The following is a 23,843-nucleotide window of genomic DNA, read 5'->3' as shown; positions in this document are numbered from 1 at the left end:
ACAAATCCGGACAACGCCGCACTAAAGTACGGGAGTTCGACTGCCGAAAACGACCGGTTCGGGCCGGGGCCGGGCTGAGCGGGCACCCGTACGCCTGGCCGGGTGCCCGCACGGACGGCCCGGCTACCGCGCGGCCTGCGCGTCGCAGGTCTGTGCGCGCAGGGCCCGCGCCAGGTCGTCACGCGACTCCGACACCAGCCGCCGCAGCGCGGGCGGGGCCCCGGCGTGCCCGGTCAGCCAGGCGTCCGCCGCGTCCAGCGTCTCCTGGTCGCCCTGGAGGATGGGGAACAGCCCCCGGACCACGGCCATCCCGATCTCGATCGACCGCTCGCGCCAGACGCGCTCGATGGCGTCGAAGTACTTCGGCGCGTACGGGGCCAGCAGCTCCCGCTGCGACGGCTGGACGAGGCCGGAGATCGTCGCCTCGACCAGGGCGTTGGACAGCTCGTCGGACTCCACCACGTCCGCCCACGCGCGCGCGTTGACCTCGGCCGAGGGCCGGGCGGCCAGGCAGCGTACGTGGTGGCGGCGGCCGGAGGCGGTGTTGTCGCGCCGCAGTTCGGCGTCGGCGGCGGCCCGGTCGGCGGCGCCGTGCGCGGCCAGCGGCTCCAGGAACGTCCACCGCAGCTCCTGGTCCACCTCCAGGCCGTCGATCTTCGCGGTGCCGTCCAGCAGGCCCTGGAGCAGCTGGAAGTCGGCCGCCGTGGTGGCCACCGAGGAGAAGAACCGCGCCCAGGACAGCTGGTGCCCGCTGCCGGGCCCGGCCAGCCGCAGTTCGTGCAGCGCGCCCTGCGCCAGCTCCCGCGCGGCCTGGTCGCGGTGGTCCGCCGCCGTGTAGTGGGTGAGCGCGTAGCGCGCCTGCGCGTGCAGCGACTGGAGCACGCCGATGTCCGACTCGCGGCCCGCGAAGCGCAGTACGAGGCCGAGGTAGTCGCGGGCGGGCATCAGCCCGTCGCGGGTCAGGCCCCACAGCGCCGACCAGCACAGCGCCCGCGCGAGCGGGTCGGTCAGCTCGCCGAGGTGGCCGCGCAGCGTCGCCAGCGACCGCTCGTCGAAGCGGACCTTGCAGTACGTCAGGTCGTCGTCGTTGACCAGGACCAGCTCCGGGCGGTCGGCGCCGGTCAGCTCGGTGACCACCGTGCGCGGCCCGGTGACGTCCAGTTCGGCGCGGGCGTAGCGCACCAGCGCGCCGTCCGCGTTCTCCCGCCGGTACAGCCCCACGGCCACCCGGTGCGGGCGCAGTTCGGGGTGCGTGGGGGTCGCCTCCTGGAGGACGCTCAGCTCGGTGATCCGGCCCTCGGCGTCGTATGTCGCCTGCGGTGTGAGCGCGTTGGCGCCCGCCGTCTCCAGCCAGGCGCGCGACCAGGCGGCCAGGTCGCGTCCCGAGGTCTCCTCCAGGACGGACAGCAGGTCGTTCAGGCGCGTGTTGCCGTAGGCGTGCCGCTTGAAGTAGCGCCGCGCGCCCTCCAGGAACGCGTCCCGCCCGACGTACGCCACCAGCTGCTTGAGGACGGCCGCGCCCTTGGCGTACGTGATGCCGTCGAAGTTGAGCTTGGCGTCCTCCAGGTCACGGATGTCGGCCGTGACCGGGTGGGTGGAGGGGAGCTGGTCGGCGCGGTACGCCCAGGCCTTGCGGCTGTTGGCGAAGGTGATCCAGCCGTTGGTGAAGCGGGTCGCCTCCACCAGCGACAGCGCGCCCATGAAGTCGGCGAACGACTCCTTGAGCCACAGGTCGTCCCACCACTGCATGGTGACCAGGTCGCCGAACCACATGTGCGCCATCTCGTGGAGGATGACGTTGGCCCGGCGCTCGTAGGACGCGTCGGTCACCTTGCCGCGGAAGACGAACTCCTCGCGGAAGGTGACGCAGCCCGGGTTCTCCATCGCGCCGATGTTGTACTCCGGCACGAACGCCTGGTCGTACTTCCCGAAGGGGTACGGGTAGTCGAAGTGGTCGTGGAAGAAGTCCAGGCCCTGCTTGGTGACGGTGAAGATGTCGGCGGGGTCGAAGTGCCGCGACAGCCCCTTGCGGCACAGCGCGCCGAGCGGGATCTCCAGCTCCGTGCCGTCGTCGAGGGTGCGCCGGTAGGTGTCCGAGACGTAGTGGTACGGGCCGGCGACGACGGCCGTGATGTACGTCGGGATCGGCCGCGTCTCGGCGAACCGGTACGTGCCGTCCACGGGCTCGCCCACCTGGGCGCCGTTGCTGAGCACCACCCAGTCCGCGGGTGCGGTCACCTCGAAGCGGAACGGAGCCTTCAGGTCGGGTTGTTCGAAGTTGGCGAAGACCCGGCGCGCGTCGGCCGGCTCGTACTGCGTGTAGAGGTAGACCTCGCCGTCCTCGGGGTCGACGAAGCGGTGCAGGCCCTCGCCCGTCCGGCTGTACGCGCACCGCGCGTCGACGACGAGGGTGTTCTCCGCCGCCAGGTCCGCCAGCGCGACCCGGGTGCCGTCGAAGACCTCGGACGGGTCCAGCTCGCGGCCATTGAGGGTGACGGCGGTGACGGACGGTGCCACGAGGTCGGCGAAGGAGGCGGCGCCGGGCCTGGCGCACCGGAAGCGCACGGTGGTGCGCGAGCCGAAGGTCCGCGCCGCCTCGCCCTCCCCGGTCGCGGAGCGCAGGTCCAGCGCCACCTCGTACCCGTCGACGCTCAGCAGGCCGGCCCGCTCCCGGGCCTCGTCTCGGGACAGATTCTCACCGGGCACGACGCGACTCCCTCGTCCTCGTCTCGTGTATCGAACACTGGGAATCATGGCACGCCGCCGGTCGGTTGAAGCGTCCACCGAACCGCTCCAGAAGGAGAGACGATGTCCGAGAACGCCGCAGGCACCGCGAAGACCCCGGCCGACTTCTGGTTCGACCCGTCGTGTCCGTGGGCCTGGCTGACCTCCCGCTGGATGCTGGAGGTGGAGAAGGTGCGCCCGGTCGAGGTGCGCTGGCACGTGATGAGCCTCGGCGTGCTGAACGAGGACAAGCTCGACGAGCTGCCGGAGGAGTACCGCGAGAAGAACCGCCCCGGCGGCGTGGTGTGGGGCCCGGTGCGGGTGTGCACCGCCGCCGAGCAGCAGCACGGCCCCGAGGCGCTCGCCCGCCTCTACACCGCGCTCGGCACCCGCTTCCACAACCAGGGCCTGCCGCGCACGAAGGAGACGATCACGGCCGCCCTGGAGGAGGCCGGGCTGCCGGCGGAGCTGGCCGACGCCGCGGACACCGACGCGTACGACAAGGAGCTGCGCGCCTCGCACCAGGCGGGCATCGACCTGGTGGGCCAGGAGGTCGGCACCCCGGTCATCGCCGTCCCCGGCTCCGACGGCGCGCAGATCGCCTTCTTCGGGCCGGTCGTCACTCCCGCGCCCAAGGGCGAGGAGGCCGCGAAGCTGTGGGACGGCACGCTGATGGTCGCGTCCATCCCGGGCTTCTTCGAGATCAAGCGGACGCGGACGCAAGGGCCGGTCTTCGGCTGAGCCGGCGCGCCGCCGGGCGCGGAAGCGCCGGCGCATACAGAACGGCCCCCGTGAGTCCTGTCCTCGCGGGGGCCGTTCCGTTATCCGCCTGCCGGGTGAAGGTTGAGAAGACGATCACGAGGCAGGACGCCCATCGGGTGTCCCGGAGATCAGGGAGCGATCAGCAGGACGTTGGCGCGCTCCTTGGCGGCCGCGTAGCGCTTGGCGACGTCCTGCCAGTTGACGACGCGCCACATCGCCTCGATGAAGTCCACCTTCTGGTTCTTGTACTGGAGGTAGAAGGCGTGCTCCCAGGCGTCGAAGACCAGGATCGGGACGGAGCCCTGGCCGACGTTGCCCTGGTGGTCGTAGATCTGCTCGACGATGAGGCGGCCGGTGATCGGCTCGTAGGCGAGCACGCCCCAGCCGGAGCCCTGGGTGGTGGCCGCGGCCTTGGTCAGCTGGGCCTTGAACTTGGCGAAGGAGCCGAAGTTCTCGGCGATGGCGTCCGCCAGCTCGCCCACGCCGTCCTTGTCCAGCGGCTCGCCGCCGCCGTCACCGGTCATGTTGTGCCAGTAGATGCTGTGCAGGATGTGGCCGGAGAGGTGGAACGCGAGGTTCTTCTCCAGGCCGTTGATCGAGCCCCACTGGTCCTTGTCGCGCGCCTCGGCGAGCTGCTCCAGGGTGTCGTTGGCGCCCTTGACGTAGGCGGCGTGGTGCTTGTCGTGGTGCAGCTCGATGATCTCGGGGCTGATGACGGGTTCGAGCGCCGCGTAGTCGTACGGAAGTTCCGGAAGATTGTAGGTGGCCATGTCGAGCCCTCCAGCTGCTTACGACCTTTAATTGCAATCGACTTGCAACTGCACGCTACCAGCATGACTGATCACGAAACCGCCGTGGGGCGGGGTCTGGGCCAAAAGAAGGAGGCGGTGCCCGACCTCGGTCCGAGGTCCGGCACCGCCTCCGAAAAGAGCGGCCGCTTTAGTGAGGTAAGGCTTACCGCACTACGGCGAATTCAGTTAGGTAAGCCTTACTGCGATGGTGTCATCGTGCCGTGCTCCGCCGCCTTTTGACGCGCCATTCGCTGCTTGACGAGGCCGACGGCGACGAGTACCACCGCGAATCCGCCGGTGAAGTACAGCTGGACGCGCTGGTTCTCGTCCCGCAGCATCAGCAGCAGCACCGCGACCACACCGGCCAGCGCCACCCACGTCAGGAAGGGGAAGAGCCACATCCGCACGACCAGCTTCCCCGGCTCCTCGCGCTCCAGCCGGCGGCGCATCCGCAGCTGCGCGACGGCGATGAAGCCCCACACCACCAGGATCGCCGCGCCGACCATGTTGAGCAGCCACTGGAAGACGGTCTCCGGCCACCAGTAGCTGAACAGCACCGCGAGGAAGCCGAAGGCGGAGCACAGGACCACCGCGCGGCGCGGCACGCCGCCGCTGACCGTGCGCAGGAAGCGCGGGCCCTGGCCGCGGGCGGAGAGGGAGTGCGCCATCCGGGAGGAGCCGTAGATGTTGGCGTTCATCGCGGACAGCAGGGCGATCAGGATGACGACGTTCATGATCTGGCCGGCCGCGGGAATGTGCAGGTAGTCCAGCACCGCGACGTACGGGCCGTTCTTCGCGATGTCCGCGTTGTCCCACGGGATGACGGTCACGATGACCGCCATCGAGCCGACGTAGAACAGCGCGATGCGCCACATCGCCGTCCGCACGGCGCGGGCCACGCCGCGCACCGGGTCCTTGGACTCGGCCGCGGCGATCGTCACGGTCTCCAGGCCGCCGTAGGCGAACACGGACGCCAGCAGGCCGATCACCAGGCCGTCCGAGCCGTTGGGCAGGAAGCCGCCGTCGCCGGTCAGGTGGGCGGCGCCGGGGGCGGCGGTGCCGGGCAGCACGCCGAAGATGGCGAGCAGGCCCAGGACGAGGAAGATGCCGATCGCGGTGATCTTCAGGGCGGCGAACCAGAACTCGAACTCGCCGAAGTTGCTGACCGCGGCCAGGTTCGCGCCGCAGAAGACCACCATGAACAGCAGCACCCACATCCAGGGCTGCGTGTCCGGGAACCAGCCGGTCATGATCCCGGCGGCGCCGATCGCCTCGGCGGCCACCGCCACACAGAGCTGCGCGGTGAACATCCAGCCGGTGGTGAAGCCCGCCCACGGGCCGATCGAGCGCCCGGCGTGCACGGAGAACGAGCCGGAGGCGGGGCGGGCCGCCGCCATCTCGCCGAGCATCCGCATCACGAGCATCACCAGGCAGCCCGAGACGGCGTAGGCGAGCACGATCGAGGGGCCGGCCGCCGCGATGCCTTCCTTGGAGCCGACGAACAGCCCGGCGCCGATCACGCCGCCGAGGGCGATCATCGACAGATGCCGCTGTTTGAGCCCGTTGGACAACGGGGCGCCGGACTCGGGGCCCGCCGCGGCGCCGGTGCCGTCCGGGCCCGAAGCCTGGCCGGTGCGCTCGCGCTCGGGCGTGGTGGACGAAGGTGTCCGATTCATGGTCGTACCTGTCCCGTTAAGTGAGAGCGGAGCGAGACGATCGTCGGAAAACGCGCTCAGTTTGAGTGTCGGTGTCCGCTGAGGGCAACAGTCGTGCAGCAGTTGTTCGGTATTCAGACGTGATCGTGACCAGTCGTATTCACGCCGTTGTGCGTCGTGACCCAGGGTGTTTCCGGGGCGGAAGCGGGGCGGCCGATTCCGGCCTGCCGCGCTGCCCCGTGGAGGCGCGACGGGCGCCCGTCAGCCGCCGGAGCGCCGCGTCCGCAGCTCCCGTACGCCCGCGACCACCAGCACCGCGCCGGTCGCCGCGGCCGACCACAGCAACTGCGGCCGGGCCCCGTCGTCGGTCAGCATCAGCACCAGCACCGCCGCCATGGCCGCCAGCGCGACCCAGGTCAGATAGGGGAACCCCCACATCCGCAGGGTCAGCTTCTCCGGCGCGGTGCGCTCGATCTGCCGCCGCAGCCGCAGCTGCGAGACCGCGATCAGGCCCCAGACGAACAGCAGCACCGCGCCGACCGCGTTCAGCATGTAGAGGAAGACCGTGTCCGGCCACAGCAGGTTGAGCAGCACCGACACGAAGCCGAAGGCCACCGAGGACAGCACGGCCCGGCGCGGCACCCCGCCGCCCGTCACCTTCAGCAGCGAGCGCGGCGCCTCGCCCCGCTCGGCCAGCGAGAAGACCATCCGCGACGAACCGTAGAGATTCGCGTTGAGCGCGGACAGCAGCGCCACGAAGACCACCACGTTCATGATCTGGCCCGCGCCCGGCACACCGATGCTGTCCAGCACCGCGACGTAAGGGCTCTTGCCCGGCTGCATCGAGGACCAGGGCAACAGGGTCACGATGACCAGCATCGAGCCCACGTAGAAGAAGAGGATGCGCCACACCGCGCTGCGTACCGCGCGCGCCACGTTGCGCGCCGGGTCGTCGGACTCGGCCGCGGCGATGGTGACGACCTCCAGGCCGCCGAAGGCGAAGGCGACGGCGAGGACACCGGAGACCACGCCCTGCCAGCCGTTGGGCAGGAAGCCGCCCTGGCCCGTCAGGTTCGCCAGCCCGACCGGGTCGGTGTCCGGCAGTACGCCGAAGATTGCGAGCAGGCTGAGCACCAGGAACAGCACGATCGCGGCGACCTTCAGCGTCGCGAACCAGAACTCGAACTCGCCGAAGCTCTTCACCGCGGCCAGGTTGGCCGCCGTGAAGACCAGCATGAAGATCAGCACCCAGCCCCACTGGGGGACGGCGGGCACCCAGCCGTTGGCGATCTGCGCCGCGCCGGTGGCCTCCACCGCCAGCACCACCACCAGCAGGAACCAGTACAGCCAGCCCACGCTGAAGCCCGCCCAGCGGCCGAGCGCGCGCTCCGCGTGCACCGAGAAGGCGCCGGAAGCGGGCATCGCCGAGGACATCTCGCCCAGCATCCGCATGATCAGCATGGCCAGCGCGCCCGCGATCAGATACGACAGCACGATGCCGGGACCGGCCACCGCGATGCCCGCGCCGGAGCCCACGAACAGGCCCGCGCCGATCACCCCGCCCAGGCCCAGCATGGTCAGGTGGCGCTGCTTGAGCCCGGTGGACAGCGGTTCTCGCCCGCCGGCGCCGTCGGCCGGCGGTGGCGTTCCGGTGGCGGTGGGTGCGTCGTGCATGGGCTCGTACTCTCGCAAAGGTCTTTGGGGGATCCCCACAGGGTCCCGCGTTGTCCCCCCAGTTTCCCCGCCCGCCGCTCGCTACCACAAAATGCACGCCCGTCCGGGGAGCCCGCCGTGATGAGCATCACGTGACCTGCGAAGACCGCTGACGGGCCCGGACACCTTGAAGGTCCGGACGTTGTTCGGAACCTTCCAAGGACACCATTGCGCCTTTGTCGCCGCCACACGATGATCGGCCCGGGGGCGCTGGACTAACGTCATCGCGTCCCTAGTCTGTCCCCGCCTCACCTCACACCCGCGGAGTTCCGATGAGCACTGCCGACGCAACCACCAGGCCGGGTACGGTCCTCGCCGATCTGCTGCCCGCGGCGGGCGCCACCCGCGCCCGTGTCCGCGACGCCGCGCTGGTCGCCGGCGGCGCCGCGCTCACCGGCATCGCCGCGCAGATCGCCGTCCCGGTCCCCGGCTCCCCGGTCCCGGTCACCGGCCAGACGTTCGCCGCGCTCCTCGTGGGCGCCTCGCTCGGCGCGGGCCGCGGCTTCCTGTCGCTGGCCCTGTACGCGCTGCTCGGCATGGCGGGCCTGCCGTGGTTCGCGAACGGCGCCTCCGGCGCGGGCGGCGCCACCTTCGGCTACGTCCTCGGCATGCTGCTCGCCGCGACCGTGGTGGGCGCGCTGGCCCGCCGCGGCGGCGACCGCGGCGCGCTGCGCACGGCCGGCACGATGGCGGCCGGCACCGCCCTGATCTACGCGATCGGCGTGCCCGTCCTGGCCCTGAGCACCGGCATGTCCTTCGGCCAGGCGGTCGCGGCCGGCGTGGTCCCCTTCCTGATCGGCGACGCCCTCAAGGCCGCCCTGGCGATGGGCGCGCTGCCCACGGCCTGGAAGCTGCTCGGCCGCCGCGGCTGACGCCGCGCGCCGTCCCTCCGTACGGAACCGGACCGGGCCCCGTACCACCACCTCGCGTGGCGGTGCGGGGCCCGGCCGCGTTCCGCAGGCGTACGGCCCGTGCTTACCTGTGGGTCGCCCTGCGGGTGGTGAACCACACCCCGGCCCCGCCGAGGACCAGCAGCGCCGCGGCGGCGACCGCCAGCGGCAGCACCGACGGGCTGCCCGTCTCGGGCAGCCGCTCCGCGGGAGCCGTGGACCCGGACTCCGACGGGCCGGGCGAGGCGGACGACGCGCCGGCCGGCACGTTCACGGTGTTCAGCATCAGCGGGGTGTCAGGCGCGTCGGGCACCGGCTTGGTGGTCCCGAAATTGACCGGCCCCTGCTGCCACAACAGTGTTTCCGTGTTTCCCAGTGTCACCGGCAGGCAGATCTGCCCCTGCTTTTTCAGGTCGAAATGCGCGGTGACGTCGAAAGACTTGCTCTTTCCGCTCGCCAAGGAACCGATGGCGCAGGAGTACGCGCTGTTCGCGCCCTCCGGCAGCCGGGACTCGGGCACCTTCGTGCACCCCGCCACGTTCTTGACCGTCAGCCCCTGGAAACCGGCGACCGTCAGCCGGACGGCGCCGGTGCCGGTGGCCCCCTTGTTGGTGACCTTGGCGGTCAGCTTGGTCTCCCCGGTGCTGTTGCTGACGGAAATACGCTCCGGCAGCTCGGTGCCGACCCGGTAACCGGCCGGCGCGCTCGGGCCGGCTTTGCCGCCCTCGCTGCTGCCGGGTACTGGTTCGGCCGCGAGAGCCGCCGAACCGGCCGGCAGCGCCAGCGCGGCCGCCAGGGCGGCCACCACGAGCGCACGCTTTCCCTGCCGAGTTGTGTACATTCTCGAACCCCCCTTTTCCCCGTCCTCTGCCGAGGTATTTGATGGGTACCACAAGATTCCGCGGGTGCTGTGGGGGCTGGGCATGGTGGGGAATGCGAGCGAGGTGGGGCCCGGGTGTTTGGCGGCCGGCCGCTACCGCCTGCTGGAATTGATCGGACGCGGCGGAATGGGACGGGTTTGGCGCGCCCGCGACGAAATTCTCGACCGGCCGGTCGCCGTCAAGGAAATACGTATCGACGAACGTGCCGGCGAAGAGACCGTGGTGCAGCGCGAGCGCAGTCTGCGCGAGGCGCGCGCCACCGCCCGAATCGACCACCCGAACGTGGTGCGCATCCACGACGTGGCCGAGGAGGGGGACCGGCTGTGGATCGTGATGCAGCTGGTCGAGGCCCGGTCCCTGGAGCGGATCCTCGCCCAGGACGGCCCGCTGGACCCGGCCGCCGCGGCCCGGGTCGGCACCGGCCTGGCCCGCGCCCTGCGCGAGGTGCACGCGGTGGGCGTACTGCACCGGGACATCAAGCCGGGCAACGTCCTGCTCGGGGACCGGGGCGAGGTCGTGCTGACCGACTTCGGCATCGCGGCGATGCAGGACGCCGCCGCGCTGACCATGGCCGGGCTGCTCATCGGCTCCCCCGACTACATGGCGCCCGAGCGGGTGGCGGGCCGGGAGCAGGGGCCGCCCTCGGACCTGTGGTCGCTGGGCGCCACCCTGTGCGCCGCGGTGGCCGGGCAGTCGCCGTTCGCCCGCGCCACGACGCTCGCCACCCTGCACGCGGTGCTGCACGAGGAGCCCGCCATTCCGCCCGTCGCCGGCCCGCTGCGGGAGGTGCTGACCGCCCTGCTGGACAAGGCGCCCGAGGCGCGTCCCACGCTCGACGAGGTCGAGGCGAGCCTCGATCCGCTGGTCCGCCGGGCCGCGGCGGCGAACCCGACGGCACCGGTGAACTCGGCGGAGGTCGTGGACGTCCGTACGCCCACGGTGGCCGACCCGGCACCGGCCGCGGCACCGGAACGGGCGGTTCCCGTCGCAGCCCCCGAGGCCCGTACGGCCCCCGGCCCCGACCCGGCACCCCCGTCCGCTCCCGCGGCCCCGCCCGCCCGTCCCCGCCGCACACGCCACGCCCTGCTCGCCGCCGGTGGCGTCCTCGCGTCGGCCGTCGCGGTCGTGGTGATCCTCGTCGCGACGCAGGGCGCGGGCCCCGGCGGTGCGACCGGGGCGGGAGCCGGCAGCAGCCCGGCCACCAGCGCGAGCACCGGTACGGGCACCGCCGGCGGCGGCCCGGCGGCGACGTCCGGCCCCCGCCGTGCCGAGAACGGCTTCAGCTGGGTGCCGCCCGCGGGCTGGAACCGCACCGAGGAATCCACCAGCCACGTCACGTACAGCACGAAGGACGGCTCCACCCTGATCTCGGCCCGGCAGGACCCGTCCTCCGGCGGCGACCTGCTGACCGTCTGGCAGCAGTACGAGGCGCAGCAGCACGACGTGCCGGGCTACCGCAGGATCCGGTTGGGGCGCACCACCTTCCAGGGGTACCCCGCCGTCGTCTGGGAGTTCGCCTACACCCGCGACGGCAAACCGGCGCACGGGCGGCAGCTCGGCTTCCGTACCGGGGGCCGGACCTGTCAGCTCAACCTCTGGTACCTGGATTCCGCCGAGGCCGCCGCCCTGCGTGCTTACGAGCGGGTCAAGGAGTCCTTCCGCACGTCCGCCTGACCTTCGGGGCCGCCGTCCACGGCACCGGCGCCGCCCGCGGCACGCCGCCGCCGGTCCAGCACCAGCCCGACGACCAGCACGACCGCGGCCGCGACCACCGACAGCACCATCTGCTTGCGCCCGTCGGGGTTGTAGAACATGTAGCCGACGACGAAGAGGATCAGCGCGATCGTCGCGTACGTCAGGTACGGGTACAGCCACATCCGCACGGTCAGCCGCTCCGGCATGTCCCGCTCGATGACCTTGCGCATCCGCAGCTGGGAGAAGCAGATGACCAGCCAGACGAAGAGCGCCACCGCGCCGGAGGAGTTCAGCAGGAACTCGAAGACGGTGTCCTTCGAGGTGTAGCTGAAGATCGTCGCGACGAAGCCGAAGGCCACCGACGCCCAGATGGCGGTCGCCGGGACGCCGCCCTTGTTCACCCGGGCGAAGGACTTCGGCGCGTCGCCGCGCTCACCGAGCGAGAACGCCATCCGGGAGGCCGTGTAGAGGCCGGAGTTCAGGCAGGACAGCACGGCGGTGAGCACCACGACGTCCATGACGGTGCCGGCCGCCGGGATGTCCAGCGACTTGAGCACGGCCACGTACGGGCTCTTGTCGAGCGCCGGGTCGTCCCACGGCAGCAGCGTCACGATCACCGCGATCGAGCCGAGGTAGAAGAGCGCGATCCGCCAGATGACGCTGTTGACGGCCTTGCGGACGGCCTGCACCGGGTTGGGCGACTCGCTCGCCGCCAGGGTGACGATCTCGCTGCCCATGAAGGAGAAGACCACCAGCAGCATGCCGGAGAGGATCGCGCCGGGCCCGTTCGGCAGGAACCCGCCGTGGCCGGTCAGGTTCGCCAGGCCCACCGCGTGGTCGCCGGGCGGCAGCCCGAAGATCGCCAGCGCGCCGACCACGATGAAGACCACGATCGCCACGACCTTGATCCCGGCGAACCAGAACTCGAACTCGCCGAACGAGCCGACGGAGATCAGGTTGGTGCCGGTCAGCACCATCATCACCAGCAGCGCCCACGCCCACTGCGGGACGGCGGGGACCCAGCCGGTGAGGATCCCGGCGGCGGCGGTCGCCTCGACGGCCAGCACGACCGACCAGAAGAACCAGTACAGCCAGCCGATGGTGAAGCCCGCCCAGCGGCCCAGCGCCCGGTCCGCGTACGCGGAGAACGAGCCGGAGGTGGGGGAGGCGGCGGCCATCTCGCCCAGCATCCGCATCACCAGGACGACCAGCAGGCCGGTCAGCGCGTACGAGATCAGGATGCCGGGCCCGGCGGCCGCGATGCCCGCGCCGGAGCCCACGAACAGGCCCGCGCCGATCACGCCGCCGATGGCGATCATCGACAGATGGCGGTTCTTGAGACCTGCCTGAAGACCGCCGGGAGACTGGCCTCCGCCGGGGCTGCCGGGGTCGCCGGCCGCCTTGCCCGCGTTCATGGTCGGCGGATGCGCGCCCATGTGCACCGTCCTTCTGTGGTTCTCGGTGTCGAGTCCCCGCATTAGAACTGCGTTAACGGCCGTTTTGGAAGATCTGAATCCGGATCGTTGCGTGGATCTCATTTCCGCACGTCACCGCGTGTACACCGCACGTATGGCGGCAGGAGGGCCCGGCGACACCTACCCCGGGCCCGGCAGGCCACACTCACGTGCAACACTCGGGACATGCGCGTGTATCTCGGCTCCGACCATGCCGGTTTCGAACTGAAGAACCACCTCGTCGACTGGCTCAAGGCCCACGGCCACGAGCCCGTGGACTGCGGCCCGCACATCTACGACGCCGTGGACGACTACCCGCCGTTCTGCCTGCGCGCCGCCGAGCGGACCGCGGCCGACCCGGACAGCCTGGGCATCGTCATCGGCGGCTCGGGCAACGGCGAGCAGATCGCCGCCAACAAGGTCAAGGGCGTACGGGCGGTGCTGGCCTGGAGCGAGGAGACCGCCAAGCTGGGCCGGGAGCACAACAACGCCAACGTGATCTCGGTCGGCGGCCGGATGCACACCCGGGACGAGGCGACGAAGTTCGTCGAGGCGTTCCTGGCCACGCCGTACTCCGACGAGGAGCGGCACACCCGCCGCATCGAGATGCTCTCCCGCTACGAGACCACCGGCGAGCTGCCGGACATCCCGGCCCACCACCCGCAGCAGGGCTGAGCCCACCCACCCGTACCGCCCGCGCCCCCGCCGGCGCGGGCGGACGCCGTCCCACCTCGCCGAGGAGGCACCGACCCATGCCCGAGGGGCACACGATCCACCGCCTCGCGCTGGACCACCGTGCGCTCTTCGAGGGCGCGCCCGTCCGGGTGAGCAGCCCCCAGGGCAAGTTCTCCGACGGCGCGGCGCTGCTCGACGGCCAGGTCATGGCCACCGCCGAGGCGCACGGCAAGCACCTCTTCCTCGGCTTCGGGCCCGCCGGCTGGATCCACATCCACCTCGGGCTCTTCGGCAAGCTGGCCTTCGGTGACGCCCCGGCGCCGCCGCCCACCGATACCGTACGGCTGCGGCTGGCCAACGACACGGCCCACGCGGACCTGCGCGGGCCCACCACCTGCGCGCTGATCACCGACGCCGAGAAGCAGGCGATACACGACCGGCTCGGCCCCGACCCGCTGCGCGCCGAGGACGACGGCGAGCGGGCGTGGGACCGGATCTCGCGCAGCCGTACGTCCGTCGCCGCGCTGCTGATGGACCAGAAGGTGATCGCGGGCGTCGGCAACGTCTACCGCGCCGAGGTCCTTTTCCGGCACGGCATCGACCCGTACCGCGCAGGCCGCGATCTACACCGGTCCGAATGGGACGCGATCTGGGCGGACCTGGTCGTCCTCATGCGCGAGGGCGTCCGGCACAACCGCATCGACACGGTCCGCGACGAACACCTCCCCGAGGCCATGGGCCGCCCGCCGCGCGTCGACGACCACGGCGGCGAGGTCTACGTCTACCGCCGGGCCCGCCAGGCGTGCCACATCTGCCGCTCCGAGATCCACACCGCGAACCTCGCCAACCGCAACCTCTTCTGGTGCCCCACCTGCCAGCCGAAGTAGGTCCCGCGCCCCGGCCCGCCCTCAGAACCCGTGCGGCAGCCAGGGCTTGAGCTGCGTCCCGAACGCCACCGACGCCTCCCGCAGCGCCCCGGGCCGCAGTTCGCGCACCCGCCCCGCCCCGGCCAGCGCCGCCAGCGTGAAGCCGCCCAGGTAGGCCGCGCCCAACTCCCTGACGGACAGCGCCAGGTCGGCCGCGTCCGTGGTCAGCTCGCAGGAGGCGCCCTTCTCGTCGCCGGTGAGCCGCCACCGGCCCTCGCTCCACGGGCAGAACGGGTCCGCCACGTCGAGGACCACGTCCAGCGGCGTCGCGTACGTCCGCGCGGCGAGCGCCTCGCCGACCTCCACCAGCCGCACGAACAGCGACTCGCGCACCGCGATCCGGCAGCGCCGCATGTCGTCGACCAGATGCAGCAGGGGGTCGTCGGCGGGCCGGTTGCGCGCCGTCAGCTTCGACGTCAGGTCGATGCCGAACAGGTAGCGCCACAGCGCCGCGTAGACGACCGGGTCCAGCGCCTCGACGTCCCGCACGACCACGGTCCCGTCCGGGCCGCCGCCGTCCCAGGCCGCCTTGACGGCGTAGCGCGCGTAGCCGCGCACCCGGCCGGCCACCTCGGCCAGCACGCACAGCAGCGGCCCCGCCCCGTCCCGGTCGGCCTCCGGGTCGAGCAGCGGCAGCCGCTCCCAGCCCGGCTGCCGAACGAGCATCCCGGGACGGCCGGTGACCAGCCGCTCGTACACCTTCTCGCAGTCCGCCAGCCCCTCCTCCGGGCCGACCAGCCGCAGCCGTACGTCCTCGGCGCCCGCCGGCACGGCGACGGACAGCCGCAGCGTGTCGAGCGACAGGCTCACCGCCTCGGACGCGGTGCCGTACCCGAACCGTCCGTAGATCGCCGGTTCGGAGGCGGTCAGCACGGCCAGCGGCTCGCGCCGGGCCCGCACGTCGGCGAGCTGGTGGCGCATCATGTCGCGCAGGATTCCGCGCCGCCGGTGCGTCGGCTGCACGCTGACCAGCGTCACGCCGGCCGCCGGCAGCACGGCCCCGCCGGGCACCACCAGCCGGAAGGAGTACGCGCCCGCCGTGCCGACGGTCTCGCCGCCGTCCCGCACGTCCATGCAGCGTTCCGGCTCGCCGAGCCGCCGCCACAGCTCACGTTCGTCGGCCGCTTCGGGAGGGCCGCCGAACGCGCGCTCCAGCCTCCCGTACCAGTCGGCCCAGTCGTCCGGACACAGCTGCCGTAACTCTGTCGTCATGTGCCATGGGTAGCAGGCGGCCTTCCGCCAGCGCGACCGCTTTTCGAACGCCGATTCCTGGCGATTGCGCCAGGCGGCGTGCCGCGAATCGACGCGCCGCCGAACGGGTGGATAAGGTCCCAGAACAATGGCGAGCAGCACGGGAGCGGATTCCCTGACGGCCCGGTGGCGCAAGGCGATGCACCGGGTCCGCATCGGCGTGCGCAAGGCCGGGGTCGACTACTTCCGCGGCGACGGCTCCGACTGGATCGCCCTGGTGGCCCTCCTGATCGCCATTCCCGCCATCGCCTGCGGCACCATCTGGCGGCCCGACTGGATCGCGCCCACCGCCCTGGTCCTGCCGGTCATCGCCGGCGGACTGCTGCTGCGCCCGGCCAACCTGCTCGCCCTGTACGGCACCTCCGCCGCCGCCCTGATCGTCGAGGCGTCCCTGCTGGGCCCGTACGACCAGGGGCGCGACCGGATCACCCCCGGTACGGTCCTGGTGGTCGCCGCCGTCGGCCTGTCCGGACTGCTGATCGCGCAGTTCCGCAGCCGGGTCGGCGTGCCGTGGCGGCGCGGCGGCACGATGCTGTTCGACCTGCGCGAACGTATCCGCGTCCAGAGCAAGCTGCCCAAACTGCCGGCCGGCTGGCACCGCGAGATGGCGCTGCGGCCGGCCGGCGGGCAGTCCTTCTCCGGCGACTTCGTCGTCGCCTCCCGCACGCACGACGGCAAGATCCTCGAAGTCGTGCTGACCGACGTGTCCGGCAAGGGCATGGACGCCGCCTCCCGCGCGCTGCTGCTGTCCGGCGCCTTCGGCGGCCTGCTCGGCTCGCTGCCGCCGCACGGCTTCCTGCCCGCCGCCAACGGCTACCTGCTGCGCCAGGACTGGGACGAGGGCTTCGCCACCTCCATCCACCTCGTCCTGGACCTGGAGTCCGGCGACTACGAACTGCTGTCCGCCGGGCACCTGCCCGCCCTCCAGCTCTCGGCCGGCACCGGCCGCTGGGAGGAGAAGGCGGCGGAGGGGCCGCTGCTCGGGGTGTACGACGGGGCGCAGTTCGACCCGGTCAAGGGGACGCTGCGCCCGGGGGACGTGCTGATGCTCTTCACGGACGGTCTGGTGGAGGCCGCCGACCGGGACATCGCGGAGGGCATCGACCGGCTGACCGGCGAAGCCGACCGCTATGTGGCCTGCGGCTTCGCCGGCGCGGCCTGGCATCTGATCGAAGCCGTGGCCAAGGACGTCAACGACGACCGCGCGCTGCTGCTGATCTGCCGCGACTGAACCGTACGGTGGGCCCGCGGCGGCCGTGAGGTTCACCCCCGCCCGGCGGCCGAGGGCGCGGGCTCGGCGCCGCCGGCCGGGGCGTCCGGCGCCCGGCCGCCGCCCGGCAGCATCCGCGCCAGCCACGCGGCGCGCCCGGCGGCCAGCGGCCCCAGTACGGCCAGGATCAGCACGTATCCGGCGATGAACGGCGCCAGCCGCTCGTCCAGCCCGGCGCCCGCCGCCATCGTCGCCAGGATCAGCGCGAACTCGCCGCGGGCGAGCAGCGCGGTGGCGATGTTCGCGGCCGGGCGCGGCCCGAACCCGTAGATGCGGGCGGCGACCAGCCCGGCGACCACGTTCATCACCAGCGTCAGCGCCACCGCGACCAGCACCGGCCACACCACCGACGGCAGGTCGCCGGGGTCGATGGAGAGCCCGAAGGCGAAGAAGAAGATCGCGCCGAAGGCGTCCCGCAGCGGATGCACCAGCTCCATGATCCGCTTGCCGGAGCTGGTGCTGCCGAGCATCAGGCCGACCATGAAGGCGCCGATCGCGTCCGCGACGCCGAACCACTCCGAGACGCCCGCCACGAAGACGGCGGCGCCGAGGAAGGAGATGACCAGCAGCTCGTTGTCCCTGGTGGCGATCAGCTTGCCGATCACCCGCGTGCCCCAGCGGGCGATCACGGCGAGCAGCAGCAGGAAGCCGAACGCCTTGCCCGCGTCGAGGGCGGCCGAGGCCATCGAGTCGGCACCGGAGATCACCGGCTGGAGGGCGGCCAGGTAGAGCGCGAGGAAGATGTCCTCGACCACGATGATGCCGAGGATCGGCTTGGTCTCGGGGTTGCCCAGGCGGCCGGTGTCCATGAGGACCTTGGTGACGATCGCCGACGAGGAGATGCCGAGCACCCCGGCCAGTACGAGCGCCTCGGAGGTGCCCCAGCCGACCAGGAAGCCGAAGACGAGGCCGGCGCCGACGTTCAGCGCCAGATAGGCGGCCCCGGCGACGGCCATCTTCCGGCCGCCCTCTTTGAGGTCGTCCATGTGGAATTCGAGGCCGAGGTAGAAGAGCAGCAGCACCAGGCCGAGCAGGGAGAGCATCTCCAGCTCGTGCGGGTCGTCGACCAGCGAGATGCCGGGGGTGTGCGGGCCGAGCAGTATGCCGGCCAGGATGAACAAGGGGATGGTGGGGAGCCCGATGCGGCTGCCCAGGCGGGCGAGGACGGCGGCGGCCAGGAAGGCCCCGCCCATCGCGAGGAGGGTTTCTGCGTGTCCGATGGCTCCTCCAGAGGTTCGGCCGGACGGTGTTCGGTCAAGGGGGAGTCAAGAAAGCGTTAATGGTTAGTTTACCAAACGACTTTTCGGGCTTCTTCGCCCGTCCGGACCGCCGGCCTGCCCGCTCTCCGACCGCTCCCTCTCCGACCCGTCGCCGGGCCCTTCCCGGGCCCCCGACGAGAGCCCTGCCCGGGTTTTTCCCCGCCGCCCGGCCACCGGCGGCCCTCATGGCCCAGGTTCACCCCAGCTCCGTACGGCCATACGGGCGACCGGACCGCCCGAAAAGCGTCAGTGCGGGTTCTCCCTGAAGGTCCACGCCGTCGCCGGCTTCACCGCGAAGAACGGCAGAAACTGGAGCGCCCGTTGCGGCCGGTCTCACGCAGATCGAAACCCCGCGAGAAATTACCGGGGGTGGCGATGAACGCCGGCGTGCGGAAGGCGTGGACCGCCAGGTGGAGCGCCGCCGCACTGCGGCTCCGTCCGGTCGGCGGCTCCCGCGAATGCCCCATGGCGACCAGGGCGATCGCCAGACACTTCGCATTGCCGAAGAAGGCGTCGCGTCCGGCCGTCGCGGCGGGCCGCCTCCCCGGCTCCGGGGCGCCCGTCGCAGGGGCCGGCGCGCACGTGCCCGCGGCGCCGGAGGCCGGGGAAGACACGCGTCGTAGGGGAGGTGCGGCGGGAAATACCTGCCGCACCCTGGTGGTGGACGGCACATTGCATAAAACCTCGCCCGGGAAATGCAAAAGGAACGGGGAATGTGCTGAGAGTTCCTGTCCCGGCGTCGCTCGGCGGGTGATCCCGGTAAAGGTACGGGCATTTTCCGGGGGAGCGGTTCATGCCCGGTTCGGCATACGACATCCGCCTATGGAAGGCATGTGCCCGGCGGCAGTCGCGGCGGTGATGTCCGCTTCACGGGCGGTTTGTCCCTCGATCCGTGCGGCGACCGTTTGCGGCCGCGCCGACCGAATTCACGTGCGCGCAGGGGGCGGTTAACGGATGCGACGCCTTCCGGCCACGCGCCGCGGCGAGATCAGGCCGCCACGGGAAACCCGGCCGGGGGCCGAATTCCGGCGCCGGTAACCGCAGTCCGGGCGCCGTCCGGATCACGGCCGTCCGGCGTCCGGGCAAAGGCTTGGCCGATGATTCGCCACCCGCCTCCACTGGGCAGGGAGTTGGTGGCACGATGGTGCCGAGCGGGGGTGTGCGCGGCTGCACACTTCCGGGGCCGGCCAGGCGTTCCGACCGAGGGTGTGATCAGTTGTGGCTCTTTCCCTGTCCGTCGTGCTGCTGTTGGGGATCATTCTGATCGTGTTGATACGCGGCAAGTCGATCAAGGCGGGGCCGGCGCTCGTCGCCATCCTCTTCGGCTTCTTCCTCGCGTCCACGGGCATCGCCCCGTCCATCAACAGATTCCTGAACTCGGTGGCCCAAACGATCAACAACATCAGCTTCTAGGGCCCGCGCTCCCCGCGCCCACGGCGCACGGGCCCCGACCTGTGTCAGCGGTCGTCGCGTCCGCTCCGCGCGACCGCCTCCCTTACGGCCTCCTCGCTGCGTCCCACCAGCGCGGTGCCGTCGTCCGCCGTGATGATCGGCCGCTGGATCAGCCGCGGCCGCGCGGCCAGCGCCTCGATCCACCGGTCGCGCGCGGCGTCCGTGCGCTCCCACCCGGCGAGCCCCAGCTCCTCGGCCTCGGCCTCCTGCGTACGCGTGATGTCCCAGGGCTCCAGCCCCAGCCGGGCCAGCACCTCCCGCAACTCCGCCGCGGTCGGCGGCTGTTCGAGGTACCGGCGCACGGTGTAGCGCGCCCCCTCCGCATCGAGCAGGTCCACGGCGGAACGGCACTTGGAACACGCGGGATTGAGCCAGATCTCCATGCCGCCACCTTAGTGAGGCGCGCCGGGGAGTGGTCGGAGTTGGTCAGGAGATGACAAGAACCGTCGGTTTGCGGCTGTGCCGGGCGGGCCGCGGCCCGCGCCTGCCGCTTCAGCGCCCGGTACCGCTTCGGGCGACGTACCGTCTTCCGGCCATCGGCCGGCCCCTGTCCCGGAAAACACTCAGAGCCAGGTCGAGAAGGATCTCTGACCTGGCTCTGAACCATCTGGAGCGGGCGACGGGAATCGAACCCGCGTAGCCAGTTTGGAAGACTGGGGCTCTACCATTGAGCTACGCCCGCGTGCGCCGCCGGTCGGGTGACCGCGGCACGCTGTGCATCGTAGCGGGTCGCCGGGGCCCGCCGCACACCCCGCCCCGATCTTCGGCCGCCGCGCCCCGCGCCGGGGGCCGCCCTACGGATATCGGGCAGCCGTTCCGTCCGCGGCCATGTACCCTACGTGTCGCACCGACGGGGTGTGGCGCAGCTTGGTAGCGCGTCCGCTTTGGGAGCGGAAGGTCGTCGGTTCGAATCCGGCCACCCCGACCAGTCATGTTCTTCCCGGTCAGCCGTACGGCGCCCGGCGCGTTCGCGCGGCCGGCCGCCCGGCGTTCCCGGGGTTCTCGCGGGCCGCCCGAGGGGCGTGCGCGGCCGCCGCCGGCCGGGTCCGTAAAGGGCCGATCAAGATCACATTGCGGGTGCCAACCCGCTTGCGGTTACTATGCAAGCTGCGTGCCCGTGTGTCTTTCTCCCGGGCGCGGTCCGCAGGGCGCCTGGGCTCCAGGCGCCGGCAGATCTCAAGCAGAACCCCAGAAGTCAGCCCCAAGGAGACCGAACCGTGAAGAGCGCCGTGGAGACCCTGAACCCGACCCGGGTTCGGCTCACTGTCGAGGTGCCCTTCGAGGAGCTCAAGCCCAGCCTCGACGCGGCGTACAAGAAGATCAACCAGCAGGTCACGGTGAAGGGCTTCCGCCAGGGCAAGATCCCGGCCCGAGTCATCGACCAGCGGTTCGGTCGCGGCGCCGTGCTTGAGGAAGCCGTCAACGACGCGCTCCCGAAGTTCTACACCGAGGCGGTCAACGAGGGTGAGCTGAACGTCCTCGGCCAGCCCGAGGTCGACATCACCGAGCTGAAGGACGGCGAGCTGCTGGCCTTCACCGCCGAGGTCGACATCCGCCCGGCCCTGGAGATCCCGGACTACTCCGGCATCGAGGTCGAGGTCGACGCCATCGAGGTGTCGGACGAGGACGTCGACAAGTCCGTCGAGCAGCTGCGCGAGCGCTTCGCCTCGACCTCCCCGGTCGAGCGCGCCGCCGAGGACGGCGACGTGCTCACCGTCGACCTGGAGGCCAAGGTCGAGGGCGAGGTCCTGGAGGACGGCGTCGCCCAGGGCGTCAGCTACACCGTCGGCTCCGGCGAGCTGCTGGACGGCATCGACGAGGCCGTCAAGGGCCTGAAGGCCGGCGAGTCCGCCACCTTCACCTCCGAGCTGAAGGGCGGCTCGGCCGCCGGCAAGGAGGCCGAGGTCAAGGTCGACGTCACCGCCGTGGCCGCCCGTGAGCTGCCCGCGCTGGACGACGACTTCGCGCAGCTGGCGAGCGAGTTCGACACGCTGGAGGAGCTGCGTGCCGACAGCGCCAAGCGCCTCGGCCAGATGAAGAAGTACGACCAGGCCACCCAGGCGCAGGAGAAGGTCCTCGACGAGCTGCTGAAGCTGGTCGAGGTCCCGATGCCGGAGAAGCTGCTCGCGGACGAGATCGAGACCCGCAAGCACAACCTGGTCAACCACCAGCTCGCCCAGATGGGCCTGGACCTCGCGAAGTACCTGGAGATCCAGGGCAAGACCGAGGAAGAGTTCGACGCCGAGACCAAGGAGCAGGCGGAGAAGGGCATCAAGACCCAGTTCGTCCTGGACGAGCTGGTCAACAAGGAGAAGCTGAACGTCAGCCAGGAGGAGCTCACCGAGCACCTCATGCGCCGCGCGCAGTCCTCCGGCATGTCCCCCGACCAGTTCGCGCAGGCCGTCGTCGAGGGCGGCCAGGTGCCGATGCTCGTCGGCGAGGTCGCCCGCGGCAAGGCCCTCGCGGTCGTCGTCGAGGCCGCCACGGTCAAGGACACCAACGGCGAGGTCGTGGACCTGGACGACGAGGACGAGACGGCCGAGACCGTCGAGGCCTCCGAGGCCGAGGGCACCGACGCCGAGAAGGCGGAGAAGTCCGAGGGCTGATCCCCGGCCGCTCCGGCGGCCCGGCGGCTCCGGCCGCCACGCAGCACCAGTAGTACGTACGGGTCCGAACGCGCACGCCCGCGTGTTCGGACCCGTATGTCATCCGGGCCCGCGGGCGCCCCGTGAGCCTGCGCTCACAGCGAACAGTTGACAATGCGGGATGGCGCCCGCCGACCAGCGCGTTAGGGTCCGTAGATACGAGGGCAGGGGAGTAGCCGAAACGGCGCCGGCGGAGCACGCCGCGCCCTCCCCCCGCCCCAGAAGACGACGCTGAGACGGCCCTGGGCCGTCCGACAACGAGCAGGTGGACACGTGACGATCCCGATGCCTTCCGCCGCCGCTGAGCCGACCTTCGGTGGCCTCGGCGACCAGGTCTACAACCGGCTGCTCGGCGAGCGGATCATCTTCCTCGGCCAGCCGGTCGACGACGACATCGCCAACAAGATCACCGCGCAGCTGCTGCTCCTCGCCGCTGACCCGGACAAGGACATCTTCCTTTACATCAACAGCCCGGGCGGCTCGATCTCGGCCGGCATGGCGATCTACGACACCATGCAGTACATCAAGAACGACGTGGTCACCATCGCCATGGGCCTCGCCGCTTCGATGGGCCAGTTCCTGCTGAGCGCCGGCACCCCGGGCAAGCGCTTCGCGCTGCCGAACGCCGAGATCCTCATCCACCAGCCCTCCGCGGGCCTGGCGGGCTCCGCGTCGGACATCAAGATCCACGCCGAGCGGCTGCTGCACACCAAGAAGCGCATGGCCGAGCTGACCGCCCAGCACACCGGTCAGACCGTCGAGCAGATCACCCGCGACTCCGACCGGGACCGCTGGTTCGACCCGCAGGAGGCCAAGGCGTACGGCCTCATCGACGACGTCATGACCACGGCGGCCGGCGTTCCGGGCGGAGGCGGCACCGGGGCCTGAGCCCCGGACGACTCGCCACGCAGCCGACTCCAGCCCCTTTGACCGCCACCAGGACGGTGAACCTCCAGATGAACAACTTCTCCGGCCGTAGCCTCTACGAGCGCCACGACGCCCCGCAGGCAGAGTTCCAGGGCCAGCCCGCCGAGTCCCGCTACATCGTGCCGCGCTTCGTCGAGCGCACCTCGCAGGGCGTGCGCGAGTACGACCCGTACGCGAAGCTCTTCGAAGAGCGCGTGATCTTCCTCGGCGTGCAGATCGACGACGCGTCGGCCAACGACGTCATGGCGCAGCTGCTGTGCCTGGAGTCGATGGACCCCGACCGGGACATCTCGATCTACATCAACTCGCCCGGCGGCTCCTTCACGGCGCTGACCGCGATCTACGACACGATGCAGTTCGTCAAGCCCGACGTCCAGACGGTCTGCATGGGCCAGGCGGCCTCCGCCGCGGCCGTGCTGCTCGCCGCCGGCACCCCCGGCAAGCGGATGGCGCTGCCCAACGCCCGGGTGCTGATCCACCAGCCGTACAGCGAGACCGGCCGCGGCCAGGTGTCCGACCTGGAGATCGCCGCCAACGAAATCCTCCGGATGCGTACGCAGCTGGAGGACATGCTGGCCAAGCACTCGACCACGCCGATCGAGAAGATCCGTGACGACATCGAGCGCGACAAGATCCTGACCGCCGAGGAGTCCCTGGCGTACGGTCTGGTCGACCAGATCGTCTCGACCCGTAAGACGGCCGCCTCGGTCTGATCGCGACCCGTCGCGAAGTGAGCCGGAGACACGCCCCCTTGGACCGGGTTGACCGAGTCGGTCCAAGGGGGGCCCGTACGGGGGGCCCGGCAAGGTACCGTCGATAGGCAAGCACCCGGGTCCGCGGAGCAATGCGGATCCCAGGCGAAGGGGAAGCACC

At 71.3% G+C, this 23,843-nt stretch carries 19 protein-coding genes and 2 tRNA genes; 11 read left to right on the top strand and 10 right to left on the bottom strand.

The window, feature by feature from the left end:
* Nucleotides 1-123: 123 nt before the first annotated feature.
* Complete coding sequence (pepN, locus tag ACH4K4_RS09270) at nucleotides 124-2,706, bottom strand: aminopeptidase N (RefSeq protein WP_398165933.1); 2,583 nt, start codon at nucleotides 2,704-2,706, stop codon at nucleotides 124-126.
* A 102-nt stretch (nucleotides 2,707-2,808) separates the two neighbouring features.
* Here pepN and ACH4K4_RS09265 point away from each other — a divergent pair, with 102 nt between their 5' ends.
* Nucleotides 2,809-3,465, top strand: a complete 657-nt coding sequence (locus tag ACH4K4_RS09265; protein ID WP_398165931.1) for a DsbA family protein — start codon at nucleotides 2,809-2,811, stop codon at nucleotides 3,463-3,465.
* Between the two features lie 149 nt (nucleotides 3,466-3,614).
* Here ACH4K4_RS09265 and ACH4K4_RS09260 read toward each other — a convergent pair whose 3' ends face one another.
* The 3 genes from ACH4K4_RS09260 to ACH4K4_RS09250 form a co-directional block, all read right to left on the bottom strand.
* Nucleotides 3,615-4,256, bottom strand: coding sequence for a superoxide dismutase (locus ACH4K4_RS09260; RefSeq protein WP_398165930.1), 642 nt, complete (start codon nucleotides 4,254-4,256; stop codon nucleotides 3,615-3,617).
* Between the two features lie 218 nt (nucleotides 4,257-4,474).
* Complete coding sequence (locus tag ACH4K4_RS09255) at nucleotides 4,475-5,953, bottom strand: amino acid permease (RefSeq protein WP_398165928.1); 1,479 nt, start codon at nucleotides 5,951-5,953, stop codon at nucleotides 4,475-4,477.
* 240 nt (nucleotides 5,954-6,193) lie between these two features.
* Nucleotides 6,194-7,606, bottom strand: coding sequence for an amino acid permease (locus tag ACH4K4_RS09250; RefSeq protein WP_398165927.1), 1,413 nt, complete (start codon nucleotides 7,604-7,606; stop codon nucleotides 6,194-6,196).
* Nucleotides 7,607-7,917: 311 nt separating this feature from the next.
* On the opposite strand from ACH4K4_RS09250, the gene ACH4K4_RS09245 reads away from it, so the two are divergent.
* Entirely contained in the window at nucleotides 7,918-8,517 is a 600-nt protein-coding gene (locus ACH4K4_RS09245; RefSeq protein WP_398165925.1) for a biotin transporter BioY, read from the top strand.
* A 103-nt stretch (nucleotides 8,518-8,620) separates the two neighbouring features.
* On the opposite strand, the gene ACH4K4_RS09240 is transcribed toward ACH4K4_RS09245, so the two are convergent.
* Nucleotides 8,621-9,376, bottom strand: a complete 756-nt coding sequence (locus tag ACH4K4_RS09240) for a hypothetical protein (RefSeq protein ID WP_398165924.1) — start codon at nucleotides 9,374-9,376, stop codon at nucleotides 8,621-8,623.
* Nucleotides 9,377-9,542: 166 nt separating this feature from the next.
* Here ACH4K4_RS09240 and ACH4K4_RS09235 point away from each other — a divergent pair, with 166 nt between their 5' ends.
* On the top strand, nucleotides 9,543-11,090 hold the full coding sequence (locus ACH4K4_RS09235; RefSeq protein ID WP_398165923.1) for a protein kinase: 1,548 nt from the start codon (nucleotides 9,543-9,545) through the stop codon (nucleotides 11,088-11,090).
* On the opposite strand, the gene ACH4K4_RS09230 is transcribed toward ACH4K4_RS09235, so the two are convergent.
* Nucleotides 11,051-12,547, bottom strand: a complete 1,497-nt coding sequence (locus ACH4K4_RS09230) for an amino acid permease (RefSeq protein ID WP_398165922.1) — start codon at nucleotides 12,545-12,547, stop codon at nucleotides 11,051-11,053. The two genes, ACH4K4_RS09235 and ACH4K4_RS09230, sit on opposite strands and share 40 nt — an antisense overlap.
* Before the next feature lie 204 nt (nucleotides 12,548-12,751).
* Between ACH4K4_RS09230 and ACH4K4_RS09225 the strand changes: the two genes are divergently transcribed.
* Together ACH4K4_RS09225 and ACH4K4_RS09220 are read left to right on the top strand one after the other, a co-directional pair.
* Nucleotides 12,752-13,240 (top strand): ribose-5-phosphate isomerase, encoded by a 489-nt coding sequence (locus ACH4K4_RS09225; RefSeq protein ID WP_398165920.1) that lies wholly within the window; start codon nucleotides 12,752-12,754, stop codon nucleotides 13,238-13,240.
* 77 nt (nucleotides 13,241-13,317) lie between these two features.
* Nucleotides 13,318-14,127: an Fpg/Nei family DNA glycosylase gene (locus ACH4K4_RS09220; protein ID WP_398165918.1), complete on the top strand. Its 810-nt coding sequence runs from the start codon at nucleotides 13,318-13,320 to the stop codon at nucleotides 14,125-14,127.
* A 21-nt stretch (nucleotides 14,128-14,148) separates the two neighbouring features.
* Here the strand turns inward: ACH4K4_RS09220 and ACH4K4_RS09215 are convergent, their stop codons facing one another.
* On the bottom strand, nucleotides 14,149-15,378 hold the full coding sequence (locus ACH4K4_RS09215; protein WP_398165917.1) for a GNAT family N-acetyltransferase: 1,230 nt from the start codon (nucleotides 15,376-15,378) through the stop codon (nucleotides 14,149-14,151).
* A gap of 127 nt (nucleotides 15,379-15,505) precedes the next feature.
* Between ACH4K4_RS09215 and ACH4K4_RS09210 the strand changes: the two genes are divergently transcribed.
* Nucleotides 15,506-16,648, top strand: a complete 1,143-nt coding sequence (locus tag ACH4K4_RS09210) for a PP2C family protein-serine/threonine phosphatase (protein WP_398165915.1) — start codon at nucleotides 15,506-15,508, stop codon at nucleotides 16,646-16,648.
* A 32-nt stretch (nucleotides 16,649-16,680) separates the two neighbouring features.
* Here the strand turns inward: ACH4K4_RS09210 and ACH4K4_RS09205 are convergent, their stop codons facing one another.
* Complete coding sequence (locus tag ACH4K4_RS09205) at nucleotides 16,681-17,880, bottom strand: cation:proton antiporter (RefSeq protein ID WP_398165913.1); 1,200 nt, start codon at nucleotides 17,878-17,880, stop codon at nucleotides 16,681-16,683.
* A gap of 1,284 nt (nucleotides 17,881-19,164) precedes the next feature.
* Here ACH4K4_RS09205 and ACH4K4_RS09200 point away from each other — a divergent pair.
* A complete protein-coding gene (locus tag ACH4K4_RS09200) occupies nucleotides 19,165-19,359 on the top strand; it encodes a hypothetical protein (RefSeq protein WP_398165912.1) in 195 nt (64 codons plus the stop codon).
* 44 nt (nucleotides 19,360-19,403) lie between these two features.
* Here the strand turns inward: ACH4K4_RS09200 and ACH4K4_RS09195 are convergent, their stop codons facing one another.
* Both ACH4K4_RS09195 and ACH4K4_RS09190 read right to left on the bottom strand, forming a co-directional pair.
* Nucleotides 19,404-19,781, bottom strand: a complete 378-nt coding sequence (locus tag ACH4K4_RS09195) for an arsenate reductase family protein (protein ID WP_398165910.1) — start codon at nucleotides 19,779-19,781, stop codon at nucleotides 19,404-19,406.
* Between the two features lie 225 nt (nucleotides 19,782-20,006).
* Nucleotides 20,007-20,080 (bottom strand) — tRNA-Gly (locus ACH4K4_RS09190).
* A 169-nt stretch (nucleotides 20,081-20,249) separates the two neighbouring features.
* On the opposite strand from ACH4K4_RS09190, the gene ACH4K4_RS09185 reads away from it, so the two are divergent.
* The 4 genes from ACH4K4_RS09185 to ACH4K4_RS09170 all read left to right on the top strand — a co-directional run bounded on the left by ACH4K4_RS09185 (nucleotide 20,250) and on the right by ACH4K4_RS09170 (nucleotide 23,683).
* Nucleotides 20,250-20,326 (top strand) — tRNA-Pro (locus ACH4K4_RS09185).
* Between the two features lie 289 nt (nucleotides 20,327-20,615).
* Nucleotides 20,616-22,004, top strand: a complete 1,389-nt coding sequence (gene tig, locus ACH4K4_RS09180) for a trigger factor (RefSeq protein WP_398165909.1) — start codon at nucleotides 20,616-20,618, stop codon at nucleotides 22,002-22,004.
* A gap of 324 nt (nucleotides 22,005-22,328) precedes the next feature.
* On the top strand, nucleotides 22,329-22,931 hold the full coding sequence (locus ACH4K4_RS09175; protein WP_030643979.1) for an ATP-dependent Clp protease proteolytic subunit: 603 nt from the start codon (nucleotides 22,329-22,331) through the stop codon (nucleotides 22,929-22,931).
* 68 nt (nucleotides 22,932-22,999) lie between these two features.
* Nucleotides 23,000-23,683, top strand: a complete 684-nt coding sequence (locus tag ACH4K4_RS09170; protein ID WP_398166306.1) for an ATP-dependent Clp protease proteolytic subunit — start codon at nucleotides 23,000-23,002, stop codon at nucleotides 23,681-23,683.
* Nucleotides 23,684-23,843: the final 160 nt, after the last annotated feature.

The sequence above is a fragment of the Streptomyces sp. NPDC017529 genome (assembly GCF_044329785.1).
Classification (GTDB): domain Bacteria; phylum Actinomycetota; class Actinomycetes; order Streptomycetales; family Streptomycetaceae; genus Streptomyces.
The sequence above is the reverse complement of the archived record's forward strand: the minus strand, read 5'-3'. Positions and strand labels throughout refer to the sequence as shown.

Coding starts and splice junctions, on each gene's coding strand:
- ACH4K4_RS09265 (WP_398165931.1), top strand. CDS start 2,809: ATGTCCGAGAACGCCGCAGGCACCGCGAAGACCCCGGCCGACTTCTGG.
- ACH4K4_RS09170 (WP_398166306.1), top strand. CDS start 23,000: ATGAACAACTTCTCCGGCCGTAGCCTCTACGAGCGCCACGACGCCCCG.
- ACH4K4_RS09255 (WP_398165928.1), bottom strand. CDS start 5,953: ATGAATCGGACACCTTCGTCCACCACGCCCGAGCGCGAGCGCACCGGC.
- ACH4K4_RS09175 (WP_030643979.1), top strand. CDS start 22,329: ATGCCTTCCGCCGCCGCTGAGCCGACCTTCGGTGGCCTCGGCGACCAG.
- ACH4K4_RS09260 (WP_398165930.1), bottom strand. CDS start 4,256: ATGGCCACCTACAATCTTCCGGAACTTCCGTACGACTACGCGGCGCTC.
- ACH4K4_RS09205 (WP_398165913.1), bottom strand. CDS start 17,880: ATGGGCGGGGCCTTCCTGGCCGCCGCCGTCCTCGCCCGCCTGGGCAGC.
- ACH4K4_RS09230 (WP_398165922.1), bottom strand. CDS start 12,547: ATGGGCGCGCATCCGCCGACCATGAACGCGGGCAAGGCGGCCGGCGAC.
- ACH4K4_RS09220 (WP_398165918.1), top strand. CDS start 13,318: ATGCCCGAGGGGCACACGATCCACCGCCTCGCGCTGGACCACCGTGCG.
- ACH4K4_RS09215 (WP_398165917.1), bottom strand. CDS start 15,378: ATGACGACAGAGTTACGGCAGCTGTGTCCGGACGACTGGGCCGACTGG.
- ACH4K4_RS09225 (WP_398165920.1), top strand. CDS start 12,752: ATGCGCGTGTATCTCGGCTCCGACCATGCCGGTTTCGAACTGAAGAAC.
- ACH4K4_RS09245 (WP_398165925.1), top strand. CDS start 7,918: ATGAGCACTGCCGACGCAACCACCAGGCCGGGTACGGTCCTCGCCGAT.
- ACH4K4_RS09210 (WP_398165915.1), top strand. CDS start 15,506: ATGGCGAGCAGCACGGGAGCGGATTCCCTGACGGCCCGGTGGCGCAAG.
- ACH4K4_RS09240 (WP_398165924.1), bottom strand. CDS start 9,376: ATGTACACAACTCGGCAGGGAAAGCGTGCGCTCGTGGTGGCCGCCCTG.
- ACH4K4_RS09250 (WP_398165927.1), bottom strand. CDS start 7,606: ATGCACGACGCACCCACCGCCACCGGAACGCCACCGCCGGCCGACGGC.
- ACH4K4_RS09235 (WP_398165923.1), top strand. CDS start 9,543: ATGGGACGGGTTTGGCGCGCCCGCGACGAAATTCTCGACCGGCCGGTC.
- ACH4K4_RS09195 (WP_398165910.1), bottom strand. CDS start 19,781: ATGGAGATCTGGCTCAATCCCGCGTGTTCCAAGTGCCGTTCCGCCGTG.